This is a genomic window from Lysobacter sp. CCNWLW3 (genome assembly GCF_036697405.1).
Classification (GTDB): domain Bacteria; phylum Pseudomonadota; class Gammaproteobacteria; order Xanthomonadales; family Xanthomonadaceae; genus Lysobacter.
In genome coordinates this window covers 26,908-42,799 of sequence record NZ_JBAHWA010000027.1, presented here as the reverse complement: position 1 = coordinate 42,799, position 15,892 = coordinate 26,908, and the positions used below count along the sequence as shown (strand labels likewise).

At 70.0% G+C, this 15,892-nt stretch carries 16 protein-coding genes; 9 read left to right on the top strand and 7 right to left on the bottom strand.

The genetic code is table 11. The features are described from left to right. Positions 1 to 176: 176 nt before the first annotated feature. The 3 genes from V1318_RS21190 to V1318_RS21180 are packed head-to-tail and all read right to left on the bottom strand — an operon-like array spanning position 177 to position 1,476. A complete protein-coding gene (locus V1318_RS21190) occupies positions 177 to 590 on the bottom strand; it encodes a DUF4288 domain-containing protein (protein ID WP_332941756.1) in 414 nt (137 codons plus the stop codon). Positions 591 to 598: 8 nt separating this feature from the next. Beyond that, positions 599 to 1,066 carry a hypothetical protein gene (locus V1318_RS21185; protein ID WP_332941755.1) on the bottom strand — a complete coding sequence of 156 codons (468 nt, stop codon included), beginning with the start codon at positions 1,064 to 1,066 and terminating at the stop codon, positions 599 to 601. Continuing rightward, positions 1,063 to 1,476, bottom strand: a complete 414-nt coding sequence (locus tag V1318_RS21180) for a hypothetical protein (protein WP_332941754.1) — start codon at positions 1,474 to 1,476, stop codon at positions 1,063 to 1,065. The genes V1318_RS21185 and V1318_RS21180 overlap by 4 nt, the downstream gene beginning before the upstream one ends. Before the next feature lie 107 nt (positions 1,477 to 1,583). On the opposite strand from V1318_RS21180, the gene V1318_RS21175 reads away from it, so the two are divergent. Both V1318_RS21175 and V1318_RS21170 read left to right on the top strand, forming a co-directional pair. Then, entirely contained in the window at positions 1,584 to 2,225 is a 642-nt protein-coding gene (locus V1318_RS21175; protein WP_332941753.1) for an NAD(P)H-dependent oxidoreductase, read from the top strand. Then, on the top strand, positions 2,222 to 2,731 hold the full coding sequence (locus V1318_RS21170) for a hotdog domain-containing protein (RefSeq protein ID WP_332941752.1): 510 nt from the start codon (positions 2,222 to 2,224) through the stop codon (positions 2,729 to 2,731). The genes V1318_RS21175 and V1318_RS21170 overlap by 4 nt, the downstream gene beginning before the upstream one ends. Before the next feature lie 162 nt (positions 2,732 to 2,893). Here V1318_RS21170 and V1318_RS21165 read toward each other — a convergent pair whose 3' ends face one another. Beyond that, positions 2,894 to 3,616, bottom strand: coding sequence for a C40 family peptidase (locus V1318_RS21165; RefSeq protein WP_332941751.1), 723 nt, complete (start codon positions 3,614 to 3,616; stop codon positions 2,894 to 2,896). Positions 3,617 to 3,733: 117 nt separating this feature from the next. Further along, complete coding sequence (locus tag V1318_RS21160; protein WP_332941759.1) at positions 3,734 to 4,231, bottom strand: C40 family peptidase; 498 nt, start codon at positions 4,229 to 4,231, stop codon at positions 3,734 to 3,736. 201 nt (positions 4,232 to 4,432) lie between these two features. Here V1318_RS21160 and V1318_RS21155 point away from each other — a divergent pair, with 201 nt between their 5' ends. Together V1318_RS21155 and V1318_RS21150 are read left to right on the top strand one after the other, a co-directional pair. Beyond that, on the top strand, positions 4,433 to 4,912 hold the full coding sequence (locus V1318_RS21155) for a peptidylprolyl isomerase (RefSeq protein ID WP_332941750.1): 480 nt from the start codon (positions 4,433 to 4,435) through the stop codon (positions 4,910 to 4,912). Positions 4,913 to 4,992: 80 nt separating this feature from the next. Further along, on the top strand, positions 4,993 to 6,249 hold the full coding sequence (locus tag V1318_RS21150; protein ID WP_332941749.1) for a DUF418 domain-containing protein: 1,257 nt from the start codon (positions 4,993 to 4,995) through the stop codon (positions 6,247 to 6,249). A gap of 55 nt (positions 6,250 to 6,304) precedes the next feature. On the opposite strand, the gene V1318_RS21145 is transcribed toward V1318_RS21150, so the two are convergent. Further along, complete coding sequence (locus V1318_RS21145; RefSeq protein ID WP_332941748.1) at positions 6,305 to 8,086, bottom strand: M4 family metallopeptidase; 1,782 nt, start codon at positions 8,084 to 8,086, stop codon at positions 6,305 to 6,307. A gap of 268 nt (positions 8,087 to 8,354) precedes the next feature. Here V1318_RS21145 and V1318_RS21140 point away from each other — a divergent pair, with 268 nt between their 5' ends. The 5 genes from V1318_RS21140 to V1318_RS21120 all read left to right on the top strand — a co-directional run bounded on the left by V1318_RS21140 (position 8,355) and on the right by V1318_RS21120 (position 15,181). After that, positions 8,355 to 9,608, top strand: a complete 1,254-nt coding sequence (locus tag V1318_RS21140) for an FAD-dependent oxidoreductase (RefSeq protein WP_332941758.1) — start codon at positions 8,355 to 8,357, stop codon at positions 9,606 to 9,608. Next, entirely contained in the window at positions 9,605 to 10,960 is a 1,356-nt protein-coding gene (gene gorA / locus V1318_RS21135) for a glutathione-disulfide reductase (protein ID WP_332941747.1), read from the top strand. The genes V1318_RS21140 and gorA overlap by 4 nt, the downstream gene beginning before the upstream one ends. Positions 10,961 to 11,027: 67 nt before the next feature. After that, positions 11,028 to 13,106, top strand: coding sequence for a prolyl oligopeptidase family serine peptidase (locus V1318_RS21130; RefSeq protein ID WP_332941746.1), 2,079 nt, complete (start codon positions 11,028 to 11,030; stop codon positions 13,104 to 13,106). Positions 13,107 to 13,112: 6 nt separating this feature from the next. Next, positions 13,113 to 13,919 carry an N-formylglutamate deformylase gene (gene hutG, locus V1318_RS21125; RefSeq protein ID WP_332941745.1) on the top strand — a complete coding sequence of 269 codons (807 nt, stop codon included), beginning with the start codon at positions 13,113 to 13,115 and terminating at the stop codon, positions 13,917 to 13,919. After that, positions 13,916 to 15,181: a crosslink repair DNA glycosylase YcaQ family protein gene (locus tag V1318_RS21120; protein WP_332941744.1), complete on the top strand. Its 1,266-nt coding sequence runs from the start codon at positions 13,916 to 13,918 to the stop codon at positions 15,179 to 15,181. Before hutG ends, V1318_RS21120 begins: the two co-directional genes overlap by 4 nt. 277 nt (positions 15,182 to 15,458) lie before the next feature. Here the strand turns inward: V1318_RS21120 and V1318_RS21115 are convergent, their stop codons facing one another. Further along, on the bottom strand, positions 15,459 to 15,743 hold the full coding sequence (locus tag V1318_RS21115; protein ID WP_332941743.1) for a hypothetical protein: 285 nt from the start codon (positions 15,741 to 15,743) through the stop codon (positions 15,459 to 15,461). Positions 15,744 to 15,892 lie beyond the last annotated feature (149 nt).

Here is a 15,892-nt window from a genome sequence, read left to right as displayed (position 1 = left end):
GGATTTTTCGAATGGACATCCTTGTCCATTCGAAAAACGGCGCGCGTCCTGCGCGCCGCCCTTCGGGTCTACGGTTGATCGGCGAGTGCGGTGCTATTGGATTTCAATGCAACAGCAACAGCAACAGCAACAGCAACAGCAACAGCACAGGCCGCGATCCGGTATTACTTTTGCCGTCATTCCCGCGTAGACGGGACTCCAGCGTCTCCGGACAGCGGCGCGATCAACTCGTCGCGGCTGTAAACGCGCCGTCGCAATTGGTCGAGCCGGGTGGGTTCGTGCTCGGCCCACATGATTTCGGCGCCGTCCGCGAGTTCCTCGTAGATCGGCAGCAGTTCGGTCACGCCCTCGAACACCCAGCGAACCCTTATGCCTTCATCGCCGCCCCGGTACGGCGCCGTCTCGCGTTCCGCGATGGCCACGATCTTGTCGTAAGCGTGGTCCATGTGGCCGGCCTGGACGATGACCGTGTTTTCCCAGGTGGGGAACTCGCGCTCGGGATCGTCGTTGCCTGGAGCGTCCAATTCGATGAAGCGCAGCAGGTAGGAGCCGACGTACCAGCCGACCGGGGAAACGGATTTGGATGGCATGTGCGTGCTCAACCCGCATCCCAGGCATGCTTCAACAAAATCCTCGCCGCCACCGCGCCCAGGACGACGCCGGCCAGCCCGTACACCAGTGCGCTGAGGAAGAAGCCCAAGCCGCCGTTGATGAAGCCGATGTCGGCGCCGGTCGCTAGCGCGAACAAGGCATAGGAAGGAATGAACAGCAGGTAGGCGATCCAGTCGTGGCGGTCGCCGTCCTGGCGCGGGTTCAGGGGTTTGCCGGTGACCGCCCAGCGCGCCGCCATCTTCGCCAGCAGGAACGGCGCAGCCAGCATCGCCGCGGCCTCCAGCACCTTCAGGCCGACCACCAGCCCGACCGCGAGCAGGGCGCCGCTGATCCACCACGCGGCCTGGTGGCCGGGTGCGGCGTAGCCGGCCAGCCAGGCGCCGATCGCGAACGCGAATGCGAACAGGCCGACGGTGTAGACGATCGCCTTGCCGGAGTTGCGCAGCTCGCTCATGCGCGCTCCGCCTTGCGCCCGCCCACCAGGCGCGAAGCCAGCCAGGCCGCCGGAATCGGCAGCAGCAGGCCGGCCACGGTCATCCACAGCGGGTGCGGGATCATCAGGCTGTTGGCGATCACGCCCAGCACCACCAACACGCCGATGCTCAGCGCCGCGCCGCGCTTGTGCCGGCGCGAGATCAACGCCGCGATCAGGCCGCCGTCGAAGGCGCCCGCGATCCAGCCCAGCAGGACCAACGCCATCGCGGTCGGCGGAGCGCCGGCGATATGCGCGGCCAAGGCGTCGGGATCGGCCAGGTGGGTCCCGGCCGGCGGCGGGTACAGCATCACGCCGCCGAATTCGCACAGTGTGATGGTGATCCAGGCCACCACCAGGCCGGCCAGCACCGCGAGTATCGTGCGCCCCATGTCGTGTCTCCCGCTGACGAATCGCGGCGAGCATCGCCGGTCGCGAGCATCGCCGCAAGCGCGGCGGCTGTGCGCATAATCGGCGGCCTTCTCCCTGGAGCCAGCGCATGTCCGCCAGCCCTTCCGATCCGCGCTCGCCCGAGGCCGACCGCTACATCGCCACCCCGCCGCCGCGTCCGCGCCTGCTCGCCTTCGCCGGCAGCCTGCGCCAGGCGTCCTACAACCGCCGGTTGATCCCCTTGCTGGCCGAAGGCGCGCGCGCGGCCGGCGCCGAAGTCGAGCTGATCGATCTGCGCGACTACCCGTTGCCGGTCTACGACGGCGACATCGAGGCCGCCGGCATGCCCGACAACGTGCATCGCCTGCAGGCGCTGATGGCCGGCTGCGACGGCCTGCTGATCAGCACGCCTGAGTACAACGGCTCCATGCCCGCGCTGGTCAAGAACACCCTGGACTGGATGTCGCGCGCGACCGCCGACGGCCGCTCCGGCACCCTGCTGTTTCAGGACAAGATGGCCGGCATCGTTTCGGCCTCGCCGGGGCCGCTGGGCGGCATCCGCTCGCTGCTGGTGTTGCGCGACGCGCTGTCCAAGCTCGGCCTGCTGGTGGTGCCGCAGCAGGTCGCGGTCGGCGCCGCCGCCGAACGCCTGCCCGAGACCGGTGTGCTGACCGACGAACGCCTGCGCGGCGCCGTGCTGGGCGTCGGCGCGGCCGTGGTCCGTCACTTGTGCAAGGGAGTCGTGGCATGAAAGGCCAACAGCGCGAATTGAACCTGCGGTTCCTGGCCCAGCCCACCGACGTGAACTACGGCGGCAAGGTCCACGGCGGCATGGTGATGAAGTGGATCGACCAGGCCGGCTACGCCGCCGCGGTCGGCTGGAGCGGCAAGTACAGCGTGACCGTCGCGGTCGGCGGGATCCGCTTCGTCGCCCCGATCCGGATCAGCGACCTGGTCACCGTGCATACCAAGCTCGTCCACACCGGCACCACCAGCATGCACTTCGCGGTCGACGTGAAGGCGCGCGACCCGGGCCTGGACGACGGCGAGGCCGAGGAGCGCCTGTGCACCCATTGCGTGATCGTGTTCGTGGCCATGGACCAGGTCGAAGGCAAGCCGACCCCGGTGCCGCCCTGGACCCCGACCAGCGAGGACGACAAGCGCCTGGCCGAATACGCGCTGAAGGTGATGGAGCTGAGCAAGGGCATCGAGGCGACGGTGGAGCGTTATCTCAGCCAGGTCGCCGATCCGCTCTGAGTCTCTGCCTGTGCCCAGAGGGGCTCCGGCTATGAAGAGCAAATCCCCCTCAATCCCCCTTTTTCAAAGGGGGAGGCAGGAGCCTCAGGGCGGAAAAGCAGAAGGCCGCCCTGAGGCGGCCTTCCCTGTAGCTATGTGTCAGCTATGGTGTCGCGAGAAGCTTTAGATGCCTTCGACCCGGCGCGCTTCCATGAACTTGCCGCTCCAGTAGCCGGTGTCCAGGCTGGACACGGTCACGTCCTTGCCGGTGCGCGGGGCGTGCACGAAGCGGCCTTCGCCCAGGTAGATGCCGACGTGGTCGACCCGGCCCTTGCGGCCGAAGAACACCAGATCGCCTTCGCTGAGGTCGTCGCGGTCGCTGATCAGTTCGCCGGTCTTGGCCATCTCGCGCGAGACGCGCGGCAGTTCGATGCCCAGGGCGTTGCGGAACACGTAGCCGACCAGGCCGCTGCAGTCGAAACCCTTGTCCGGGGAGTTGCCGCCCCAGCGGTAGGGCGTACCGAGCAGGGCCAGGGCGCGCTGCAGCATGCCCTTGATGCGGCCTTCGCCGGCGGCCGGTGCGGCGGCGGTGCCGGTCTTGCTGTCGCCGGCGCTGGAATAGGCCAGCAGGCGGTTGAGATCGGTGGCCAGCAGCAGGGCGCGGTCCGGCAGGGTCATCGCGTCGGGCAGCAGGTGGCGGGTGGCGGGTGCCGGGCCGTCGGCCGAGTCGCCGCTCATGGCCGAACCGCCGGCCAGCGAGGCCACCGCGGAAGGCTGTTCCTGCGCGAACGCCGGCAGCGCCAGGGCGGCCAGGGCGAGGACTAGGGAAATACGGAACGCGGCCCGCGCAAGGCGGGGGGCGGTGGTGGCTGCTGGGCGGCCTTGGCAGAGGAGCTGGGTCGTCACGCGGTCATCACTGAATCGATACCGAGCGATCATGCCTGCCGAACGCGAGCAGAAGGTTCAAATTTCGTTAGCAGCTCGTTAACAAGCCTGTGATTTTGCTCACATTTTGGCCGCCGGCTACTTCAGAACCCGTTTCGCTCCGCTGTAATGGTCGCGCCAGTAGGGCCCGTCCAGATGATCCAGGCGGACCGTGCCGCCGGTGCTGGGGGCGTGCACGAAACGGCCCTCGCCGACGTAGATGCCGACGTGGCTGACGTTGCCGGAGCTGCCGAAGAACACCAGGTCGGCGGCCGCCAGGCGCTCCGGCGCGATCTTCGGGCCCTGGAAGCCGGCCAGGTCGCGCGAGGTCCGCGGCAGGTTCAAGGCCAGCATGTCGCGGTAGACGTAGTTGACCAGGCCGGAGCAGTCGAAGCCGCCCTCGGGGGTGTTGCCGCCGTAGCGGTAGGGGGTGCCGACCAGGCTGATCGCGCGCATCAGCACCGAGTTGGCCGAGGCCGGGTCGGCCGGCTCGACCACCGGCCAAACCCGCGGCATCGGCGACGGAGCGGGGCGGCGTACGGTTTCGCGGCCGCCGCCGCAGGCCGCGAGCAGGGCGCAGACGGCGCCGATCAGCAGCCAGCGCGCGCCGGCGACCGGCAACGGGCCAGCGCCGCGCGCTGGCGCGGGGGCGGTGTTGCCGGGATAATGCGCGGCCTTCGTCACGCCGTTAGCTTGGCGGCTGGCGCCGGCGGCGACAAGTCTCCGTCGCGCCGGCCCCGCTGCCGCTGCCGCCTTACCCATCCGCGCCGCACCGTCGGCCGCCAGTCGAGTCCCGCAATGAAAATCGAGAAAGATCGCGTCGTCCTTTTCCACTACACCGTCTCCGAAGCCGGCCAGGAGCCGCTGGAGAGCTCGGAAGGCCGCGGTCCGCTGGCGATCCTGATCGGCCACGGCAACATCATCCCGGGCCTGGAAAACGCGATGGAAGGCCGCGAGGCCGGTGAGAAGTTCGAAGTCGACGTGGTCGCCGCCGACGCCTACGGCGTGCGCCAGGAAGGCCTGACCCAGCGCGTGCCGAAGAAGTACTTCAAGGACGCGCGCCTGGAGCCGGGCATGCAGGCCGTGCTGCCGACCAACTTCGGCCCGCGCGCGGTGACCATCCAGAAGGTCGGCATGAGCGTGGTCGACGTCGACCTGAACCACCCGATGGCGGGCAAGGACCTGCACTTCGCGGTCGAGATCGTGGAAGTGCGCGAGGCCAGCGCCGAGGAAGTCGAGCACGGCCACGTGCACGGCGACGGCGGCCACCAGCACTAAGCCGCGCGGCGACGCGACACCCGAACGGCCCGCGCGATGCGGGCCGTTTGCGTTTGCGCGCCGGCGGGTAGAGTGCGCGCATGAACTCCAGCCCCGTTTCCTCCGCCGCCCTGGGCCCCGTGCCCCAGGGCGAACGCATCGATGCGCTCGACGCCCTGCGCGGCATCGCCCTGCTCGGTATCGCGCTGATGAACGTGGAATCGTTCACCTCCTCGATGCTGGATGCCGGCACCGGTATCGATCCGGACCAGGCCTGGCTGGACCGGATCGCCGACGGCTTCGTCTACATCTTCGTGCAGGGCAAGTTCTGGACCCTGTTCGCGCTGCTGTTCGGCATGGGCTTCGCGAGCATGAGCGAGCGCGCGCGCGCGGCCGGCGCCGACTTCGTGCCGGTCTATCTGCGCCGCACCCTCGGGCTGCTGGCGATCGGTCTGGCGCATTCGATCCTGCTGTGGTCCGGCGACATCCTGTTCTGCTACGCGCTGGCCGCGCTCGGCCTGCTGGCCCTGCGCAACGCACCGCAGGACGCGCTGTGGCCGATCGGCGGCCTGCTGCACCTGATCATCGTGACGACGCTGCTGATGGCGAGCTTCGCGATCGCCATGAACGGCAGCGCCGGCGAAGACCTCGGCAATGCCGCGGCCGACAACGCGCTGCGCGGCGCCGAAATCGCCGCCTACAGCCAGGGCAGCTACGGCGAGGCGACCGCGTTGCGCTGGCGTTACTTCCTGGAACAGAACCTGGGCACGCTGTGGGTGTTCGTGCCGATGGCGCTGGGCATGTTCGCGATCGGCGCCTGGTTCGTACGCAGTGGCGCGATCGTCGACCCGGCGCGCCATCGCCGTCTCTACGCCTGGCTGTTGTGGGGTGCGGGTCCGCTGGGCCTGGCGATCACCCTGGGCGGGCTGGCGATCGACAGCGAACCGGTGTTGGGCGGCGCCGGCATGAGCGCGGGCGACATGCTGTCGGCGACGCTGGAGCTGGCGGCCGCGCCGCTGATGTCGCTGGCCTACCTGGCCTGGCTGGTGCGCAGGCTGCAAGGCGGCGCGCGCTGGCCGCTGCTGTTCGCGCCGGCCGGGCGCATGGCCCTGAGCCTGTACCTGATGCAGTCGCTGGCCGGCACCCTGGCGTTCTACGGCTATGGCCTGGGCCTGTGGGGCCAGGTCTCGCGCGCGCCGCAGCTGCTGGGCGCCTGCCTGCTGTTCGCCCTGCAGGTCGGGTTCGCGCAGGCCTGGTTCGCGCGCTACCGCTACGGGCCGATGGAATGGCTGTGGCGATGGTTCACGTACGCGCGGCGTCCGGCCTTGCGTCGCGAGGTCGCGGCGACGCCGCATTGACGCAGGAAGAGCGGCCCGCCAGGACGGGCCGCTCGTGAGCCTGCGGAATCGCGCCTCAGTTCACCGCGGCCGCCGACCAGGCGCGCGCCACCGCCTGGTACTCGGCCGAGCCGCTGCCGTACAGATCCGCCGCCGCCTGCAGGGTGCCGGTGCGCGCCTGCGGATAGGTGGTGCTGGACACGAAGTAGCGCGTCAGCGCGCGGTACCAGATCGCGCCGGCCTTGGCGCGGCCGATGCCGACGATGCCGGTGTCGCCGTTGCAGACCATCTGCGCGTTGGTGTAACCGAAGCCGGCCGGCGCGATCGCGCCCTGGCTCAGCAGATAGAACTGACGGTTGCCCACGCCGGAGGTCAGGTGCGGGTCGTGCGGGCCGCGGTAGTAGGACAGCGACGCGCGGAAACCGCCGGCGGGATAGCAGGCGAACGATTTGCCGTCGGCATCCTGCTTGAACATCAGCCGCAGGGCCTTCTTGTCGTCCGGATTGCTGATGAAGATTTCCTCGCCGATCAGGAAGTCGCCCGGGTCGTTGAGGTTGTTGACGCTGAATTCGACCAGGGTGCCGAAGATGTCCGACACCGCTTCGTTGAGGCCGCCGGCGTCCTTGACGTTGTAGTAGCCCAGGCGCGCGGTGGCGCCGGTCACACCGTGCGTCATCTCATGGCCGGCCACGTCCACCGCCACCAGCGGCCGGTAGGTCACGCCGTCGCCGTCGCCGTAGATCATCACCCCGTTCCAGCCGGCGTTGACGTAGTTGGTGCCGTAGTGGACGTAGCTCTTGGCGCCCGCGCCGTTGTTGGAGATGCCGTTGCGGCCGTGCACGCTCTTGTAGTAGTCCCAGGTCGAGGCGACGCCGTAGTGGGCGTCGGCGGCGACCGTGGCGCGGTCGGACACGCTGTTGTTGCCCCAGGTGTTGTCGCTGTCGCTGAACAAGAGGGCGCCGGACGTGCTGGTCTGGTTCCGCGCGTCCCAGGTCGAGCCGCTGCCGCGCGAGACATCGGTCAACTGGAAGCCGCCGCTGACCGAGTTGGTGCCGATGCCGACGTCGCCCAGGGTCAGGGTCTTGCCGGTGCCGCTGGCGGCGGCGGAGTGGAAGCGGTCGTCCGCCAGCAGCACCTTGCCGTCGGCGGCGTCGAGGTAGTAGGTCATGGTGCCCGGCGCCTGGTCGTTGCGGCGGTCGCCGAGCAGATCGACCTGATAGGCCAGGGTGGGACGGCCGCCGCGCGCGAACACCACCAGGCGGGTCGATTCGATGTCGGTCACGGTGCCGTCGAAGGCCGCACCGGCCTCGACCTCGGCCTGGGCGGCGCTGATGCCGGGCTTGATATCGGGACGGACGAAGGTCTTCATCTCCTCGCCCTGGGTGATCGACTGGATCTTGCCGTTGCGCGAATGCACGACCATGTCGCCGCCGATCACCGGCAGGCCCTGGTAGGTGCGGTCCATGCGCACGTGCTCGGTGCCGTCGCGGTCTACGATCACGTCGTGGGCGACGAAGCCGTCGGCGGGCATGCGGTGCACTTCGCGGGCGGCGCTGCTTTCGAGCAGGCCACGGGCGCGATCGGCGGCCGGCGAAGCGTCGGCCTCGGCGGGCGAGGTCGCGGCGAACAGCTGGTCGCTGCCGGGGCGGGCGCCGGCGGCGCGGGCCAGGATCGCCTGCAGGCCGCTGCCGGCCGGGTGCGCGCCGGCGCTGCGGCTCGCTGCCGACGCCGCGATCGCGCCGGCCGGGTCGGCCTGGAGCTGGCGATGGGCGGAACCGGACAGGGTCTCGGACTGGCTGGCCAGCAGGGTCAGGGCAGCGACGATGGCGGCGCTGAGTAGGGCGGTTTTCGCTTGCATATGCGTATGTCCCCGAAGTGTCGAAAGATGGTTGGTGGAATGCGTCCACATCCGTTACTGTTTCGTTCCACAACTCATGCGATCGATCGCGTTCCGCCTGCGTTCCCTCGCCGAGTTCTTCAACCGTAAGTGCCGCTGGGACGCGTTTCCGGAATGCGGAAGCGGCCGATAGCGCTCGCTGTCGGATTGCGGTCACACTTCCGGATCTTCGTTCGAGCCGAGCACAGCCTTGTCGAGTGAATCCCTGCAACCCCCCCCCAGCGACGCACTGCGCGATGCGGAGATCGCGATCGTCGGTGGCGGCGTCATCGGTCTGACCTCGGCGCTGGCCCTGCTGAACGACGGGCGCCGGGTCTGCGTGCTGGAAGGCAACACCCTGGGCAGCGGCAGTTCGCACGGGAACTGCGGAACGATCACCCCCAGCCACGCGACCCCGCTGGCCGCGCCGGGCGTGATCGCGCAGGCCTTGCGCTGGATGCTCACCCCCGACGCGCCGTTGTACGTGCACCCGCGCCTGGACCCGCGCCTGTGGGGCTGGCTGTTGCGTTTCGCGCTGCGCTGCAACGCCCGCGACTGGCGTCAAAGCGCTTTGGCCAAGTCGGCGCTGCTCAACGATTCGCGCGCGCGCCTGCAGGACTGGGTGCGCGACTACGGCCTGCAGTGCGAGTTCGAGCAGAGCGGCGTCGACTACGTGTTCCGCGACGAGCGCGCCTTCGCCGCCGGCCAGATCGAACTGGATCTGCTGCGCGAGCTCGGCATCCGCATCGAGCTGATCGACGGCCGCCGCTACGAGGCCGAAGATCCCGCCTTCAAGCCCGGCGTCGCCGGCGCGATCCGTTTCGACCACGACGCGGTGCTGCGCCCGGATCGCTACGTCGATGCGCTCGCGCGGGCGGTGCGTGCGCGTGGCGGCGTCATCGTCGAACACTGCCGCCTGCAATCGCTGGACAGCGGCGGCGATGGGATTGGCTTGAGCACCACGCGAGGGTCGATGCGCGCGCGCGAAGTCGTGCTGGCGCTGGGCGCCTGGTCGCCGCAGCTGTCCGACGCGATCGGCCTGCCGGGGCTGAAGCGCGCGATCCAGCCCGGCAAGGGTTACTCGATCACCTACGACCGTCCGGCGCGGGTGCCGCGGCGGCCGGTGGTGCTGCGCGAGCGCAAGGTCTGCGTGACCGCCTGGGGCAGCGGCTACCGCCTGGGCAGCACCATGGAATTCTCCGGCTACGACGACAGCCTCAATCCGCGCCGTCTGGCGGCATTGGAACGCGGCGCGGCCGAGTACCTGCACGAACCGGTCGGCCCGGTCGAACGCGAGCGCTGGTACGGCTGGCGTCCGATGAGCAGCGACGACATCCCCCTGATCGGCCGCGTGCCCGGCCGCGACGGCCTGTGGCTGGCCACCGGCCACGGCATGATGGGCGTGAGCATGAGCGCCGGCACCGGCCAGCTCGTCGCCGACCTGATCGCCGGGCGCGCGCCCGCGATCGACCCTGCGCCTTACCGACCGGAGCGATTCGCATGAGCGCCGCCCTGCGCGACTTCGACCTGATCGTGATCGGCGGCGGCTCAGGCGGCCTGGCCGGCGCCTTCCGCGCCGCCGAGCACGGCGCCCGCGTCGCCCTGCTGGAACCCCATCTGCTCGGCGGCACCTGCGTCAACGTCGGCTGCGTGCCGAAGAAGGCGATGTGGCTGGCCGCGGGCGTGGCCGGCCACCTGCGCATGGCGCGCGACCTCGGTTTCGACGTCGCCGAATCGCCCGCGCTGGACTGGCCTACCTTCATCGCCCACCGCCAGCGCTATATCGCCAACATCCACGACAGCTACCGCCGCCGCCTCGACGCGGCCGGCATCGTGACCGCGCCGATGCGCGCGCGCTTCATCGACGCGCGCACCATCGAATGCATGGACGGCGTGCGCCTGAGTGCGCGCCAGCTGCTGATCGCCACCGGCGGGCATCCGCTGCGCCCGCAGTTGCCGGGCGCCGAACTGGGCGGCGTGTCCGACGATTTCTTCCAATGGACCGCCGCTCCCGAGCGCGTGGCCATCGTCGGCGGCGGCTACATCGCGGTCGAACTGGCCGGCCTGCTGCAGGCGCTGGGCAGCCGCGTCGACCTGCTGGTGCGCGGCAAGCTGCTGGACGGTTTCGACGTCGAGCTGGTCGAGCAACTGGCGCAGGACTACCGCCATGCCGGCGTGCACGTCCAGTTCGGCCATCGTCTGGCCGCGGTCGAGCGCGACGGCGACGGCGTGCGCCTGCGCGACGCCGACGGCGGCCTGAGCGATCGTTACGACCGTTTGCTGTTCGCGACCGGGCGCCGCGCCAATACCGCCTCGCTGGATCTGGCCGCGGCCGGCGTGCTCACCGACGCGCGCGGCTATGTCCAGGTTGACGAGCGCCACGCCACCAACGTCGCCGGCATTCACGCGGTCGGCGACGTCACCGCCGACCCGGCCCTGACTCCGGTCGCGATCGCGGCCGCGCGCCGGCTGATGGATCGCCTCTACGGCGGCGCCAGCGCGGTGTTGGACCAGCGCGACGTTCCTACCGTGGTGTTCTCGCATCCGCCGATCGGCAAGGTCGGCCTGACCGAGGCGCAGGCGCGCGCGCAGCACGGCGATGCCGTGCACGTGTATCGGGCCGGATTCCGGCCGATGTTGCAGGCTTTGGTCAACTCTCCGCAGCGCAGTTTGTTCAAACTGGTATGCGTGGGCGAGGAACGAAGGGTGATCGGCATCCATCTGATGGGTGAGGCCGCCGATGAGATCCTGCAGGGCTTCGCGGTCGCGCTCAAGCGCGGCATCACCCTGGACGACCTGCGCGACACGGTTGCGATTCACCCCACCAGCGCCGAGGAAGTGGTGTTGATGCGCTGAACCGCAGCCGCTGTCGCCGGATCGTACGGACCGAGCACGCAGATCCCTCATTCACGGAGCGAAACGCATGAAGCAGCGGTGGCAGAGTTGGATGTTGGCGGGCGCGCTGGTCGCCGCGCCGGCCGCGCAAGGCATGGAGATCGCCGACCTGCTCGGCGCGCCGCAACCGGAAGTGCCGGTGGCCGCGGCCAAGGCGCCGGTGATCGCCTGGGCCGCGAACGAGCGTGGGGTGCGCAACCTGTGGGTCGCAAGCGCGCCCGAGTTCGCGCCGCGCAAACTCACCGGCTACGACGAGGACGACGGCCAGTTGCTGAGTTCGCTCGCGCTCAGCGCCGACGGCCGCTACCTGGCCTACGTGCGCGGCGGCGGCCCGGACGCGGCCGGCAACGCCAGCAATCCCACCGGCGATCCCGACGGCGCCGAACAGGCGGTGTGGATCGTGCCCAGCGACGGTTCGGCCGCGCCCCAGCGCGTGGCCGCCGGCCGCGGCGTGATGTTCGCGCCCGCCGGCGACGCTCTGATCGTGCAGGGCAAGGGCGTGGGCTGCTATCCGCATGCTTATGCCAAGGCGCCGGCTTGGTGCGTGGAAGCGCTGCTGAAGACGCGCGGCGCCAACAGCGCGGCCGCGTTCTCGCCCGACGGCGGGCGCTTGCTGTTCGTCAGCAACCGCGGCGACCACGCCTTCATCGGCGTGCTCGATCTGGCCGCGCGTTCGGTGCGCTGGATCGCGCCGGACTACAACAACGACAGCTCGCCGGTGTGGTCGCCGGACGGCAAGCGCATCGCCTTCCTGCGCGGCGCCGGTGCGCGCCCGGGCCTGGCCTTCGACCTGACCCTGGCCAATCCGTTCGAGGTCTGGGTGGCCGACGCCGACAGCGGCCAGGCGCGGCGCGTGCACCGCTCCGGTGCCAGCGCCGGCGGCCACGCGCAGTTCGCGGTGGCCGAGCCGCTGCGCTGGAGCCGCGACGGCCGCCTGCTGTTCAGTTCGGAAGAGAGCGGCTGGCTGCATTGGTACGCGCTGTCGCCCGACGGCGGTACGCCGGTCGCGATCAGCCGCGGCGATTGCGAAGTCGAAACCGCGGGCCTGAGCGATGCCGGCCGCCTGGTCTACAGCGCCAACTGCGACGACATCGAACGCCGTCAGCTGTATGCCGCCTCCGCCGGCGCCGCGCCGAAGCGCCTGACCGCCGATGGCCAGATCGCGACCGACCCGCTGCCGCTGGCCGGCGCGCAGTGGATCGCGTTCCGCCACGCCGACGCGCGCCGCCCGACCGCGATCGCGGTGATGCCGGCCGGCGGCGGCGAGCCGCGCCGGATCTTCCCGGCGCAGCTGCCGGCCGCGTTCCCGATCCAGGCCCTGGTCGAACCCAAGACGGTGACCCTGCGCGCCGCCGACGGCATGGTCTCGCACGCGACCGTGTTCATGCCGCCGGCCTCGTTCAAGGGCAAGCGCCCGGCCCTGGTCTACGTGCACGGCGGCCCGATCCGGCAGATGCTGCCGGGCTGGCACTACAGCAGCTACTACTACAACGACTACGCCAGCAACCAATGGCTCGCCAGCCGCGGTTTCGTGGTGCTGGCCCTGAACTATCGCGCCGGCACCGGCTACGGCCAGGCCTTCCGGCGTGCGCCCAAGCAGGGCCCGCGCGGCGCCAGCGAGTACCAGGACGTGCTGGCCGCGCAAGCGCACCTGGCCGGTCTGGCCGAGGTCGACGCGCGGCGCATCGGCATCTACGGCGGGTCCTACGGCGGCTATCTGACCGCGCAGGCGCTGTCGCGCAATTCCGACCTGTTCGCGGCCGGTGTCGACCGCCATGGCGTGCACGACTGGCGCGAGAGCGCCAAGGGCGGCGACAACAGCGGCCTGTGGGGCCTGAAGCCCGACGAGCTCGAGCTGGCCGGGCAGTCCTCGCCGGTCGCGCACGTCGAAGGCTGGCGTTCGCCGGTGCTGTTGGTGCACGGCGACGACGACCGCGCGGTCAAATTCAGCCAGAGCGTGGATCTGGTCGAGCGCCTGCGCGCGCGCGGCGTGCCCATCGAAAGCCTGGTCATTCCGGACGAGGATCACTTCTTCCTGCGCTACGCGACCTGGATGCAGGTGCACCGCAGTACCATGGACTTCTTCGAGCGCCAGCTGAAACCCTGAACCGACATGAGTACCGTTCCCGCGCCGGCCGAACCGGTCTTCGAACTCCACCACGGCAGCGCGCCGTTGCTGATCAGCCTGCCGCACGACGGCAGCGCGATCCCGCCGGCGCTGGCCGGGCGCATGCAGCCCTCGGCGCGGCGCGCGCCCGACACCGACTGGCACGTGTCGCGGCTGTACGCGTTCGCGCGCGAACTGGGCGCCTCGATCCTGGTGCCGCGCTACTCGCGCTACGTGGTCGACCTCAACCGCCCGCCCGACGATACCTCGCTGTATCCGGGCCAGAACACCACCGGCCTGTGCCCGGCGGTGCAGTTCACCGGCGAACCGGTCTACCTGGACGGTCAGGCGCCGTCGCCGGAGGAAGTCGCCGAGCGCGTCGATCGCTACTGGCGTCCGTATCACGAGAACCTCGACGCCGAACTGGCGCGCCTGCGCGGCGAGCACGGCCGCGTGGTGCTCTGGGAAGGCCATTCGATCAAGGGCAGCGAGTTGCCGTTCCTGTTCGAGGGCCGCCTGCCGGACCTCAACCTGGGCACCTCCGGCGGCGCCAGCTGCTCGCCGCAACTGCAGGCGCGCCTGGAAGCGGTGCTGGCCGGGCAGGGCGGCTACGACTGGATCGTCAACGGCCGCTTCAAAGGCGGCTACATCACCCGTCACTACGCCTCGCCCGACACCGGTGTACAGGCGGTGCAGTTGGAGCTGAGCCAGCGCAACTACATGGACGAGGCCAGCTTCGCCTACGACGAAGCCAAGGCCGCCAAGCTGCAACCGCTGCTGGCCGAACTGCTGCGAACCTGCCTGGCCGGATGAAGAGCACGGCTGCGGCGCCCGCGCTGACGCTATCGCAGGCGCGTGCGCTGCACCTGGGCGCGCAGGGCCTGCTAGCGCGCCCTCGCCGGCGCGCGCGCAAGGCCGATCTGCTCGATGCGATCGCGCGCATGCAGCTGCTGCAGATCGACACCATCCACATCGTCGCACGCAGCCCCTACCTGGTGCTGTACTCGCGCCTGGGCGCATATCCGCAGGCCTGGCTGGAAGAACTGCTGGCGCAACGCGAGATCTTCGAGGTCTGGGCCCACGAAGCCTGCTTCGCGCCGATGGGCGACTACCTGCTGCATCGCAACGCCATGCCGCAGCGCGCCCATCACTGGGCGATCCGCAACGCCCAGGCCCATCGCGCCGGCAGCGGCGCCAAGATCGAACGCCTGCTCGAACACATCCGCAGCCTGGGCCCAGTCAAATCCTCGGATTTCGAACGCGAGCAGGCCGGCGGTGGCGGCTGGTGGGGCTGGAAGGACGAGAAGCGCTGGCTGGAGGCCGCGTTCGCGCTGGGCGAGCTGATGGTCGCCAGGCGCGACAATTTCCACCGCGTCTACGATCTCAGCGAACGCGTCGCCGGTACCGTCGTGCCTGGTTGGAACACCACGGCCATCGACGCCGAGACGATCAGACGCGAGACACTGCTCAAATCCGTGCGCGCGCTCGGCCTGACCCAGGCGCGCTGGATCGCCGACTACTACCGCACCAAGCCGCGCCTGCGCGACGCCGACCTGGATCCGTTGGTGGAGCAGGGCGCCTTGCTGCGGGTGACGGTGAAGGGCTGGGACGCGCCCGGCTACGTACATCCCGATCACGCCGGCGCGCTGGCTCTGGCCGCCGCGGGGCGCCTGCGCGCGACCCACGCCACCCTGCTGTCGCCCTTCGATCCGGTGGTCTGGGACCGCGAACGCGCCAGCGAATTCTTCGGCTTCGACTACACCCTGGAGTGCTACACGCCCGAGCCCAAGCGCCGCTACGGCTACTTCGTGCTGCCCATCCTCGCGCGCGGCCGCCTGGTCGGACGCCTGGACGCCAAGGCGCATCGCCGGGAAGGCGTGTTCGAGGTCAAGGCGCTGTTCCTGGAAGAAGACCTCGTCGCCGACGAAGCCCTGATCGCCGACATCGCCCGTGCCATCGACGACTGCGCGCGCTGGCACGCCACCCCCAAGGTCGACCTGGTCCGCTGTCGCCCCGCGACCCTGCGCACCCCGCTGCGCGCCGCCCTGCGCGCCCTCCAGGCGGCCCAGCCCTAGGGATAGCGCGGCGCAACCGCCAAGGCCTGGAGGTAGGAGCGGCGCAAGCCGCGACCACGCCACCCATGCCCAGCGCAAGCTTCGAGCAGGCCGTCGGCCCGCCCTCTGTGGGGGCGGCGTAAGCCGCGATTCGCGCAACCTCAACCTAAACGCCGGCATCGGCAGCCGAGGAGTCCGCGTCTACGACGCACAAGGTCTCCGCTTCGCCCGCAAGCCCGTTCTGCACAGCTGCTTCGTTCCCGTGGTCGCGACTTACGCCGCTCCTACCCGTGAGTCCTCAACCACCCTGCGTATACATCACCCACACCATCAGCACGATCAACGGCGCCCCCAGCGCCGCAGGCACCAGCAAGACCAGCCAACGCGGCCGCTCGCCACGCACCCAGCCGATCACGGCCAGCGCCGCGCTGCCCAAGGCGCATAGCAGCCAGATGAAGATCGCCTCCCAGAACCCGCACAAGCCATCGCCACAGGGCCCGCCGAAGGCGTGCATCAACCAGATCAGCAGCGCATGCGAGGCCGCGACCGCGATGGCCGACCAGAACAGGATGGGGTGTTGCATGGGGCGCGCCGCAGTATCCATCGCAGGCCTCGGTCCGATTGCATACGCGAAGATCGGCGCCGGCAGCGCTACGCAGAGGGCTGTCCGGGCCGATGCCGCACGCGGCGGCGGCCCAGCTATACACCAAACTCTAGCTTCGTCGCGATGTG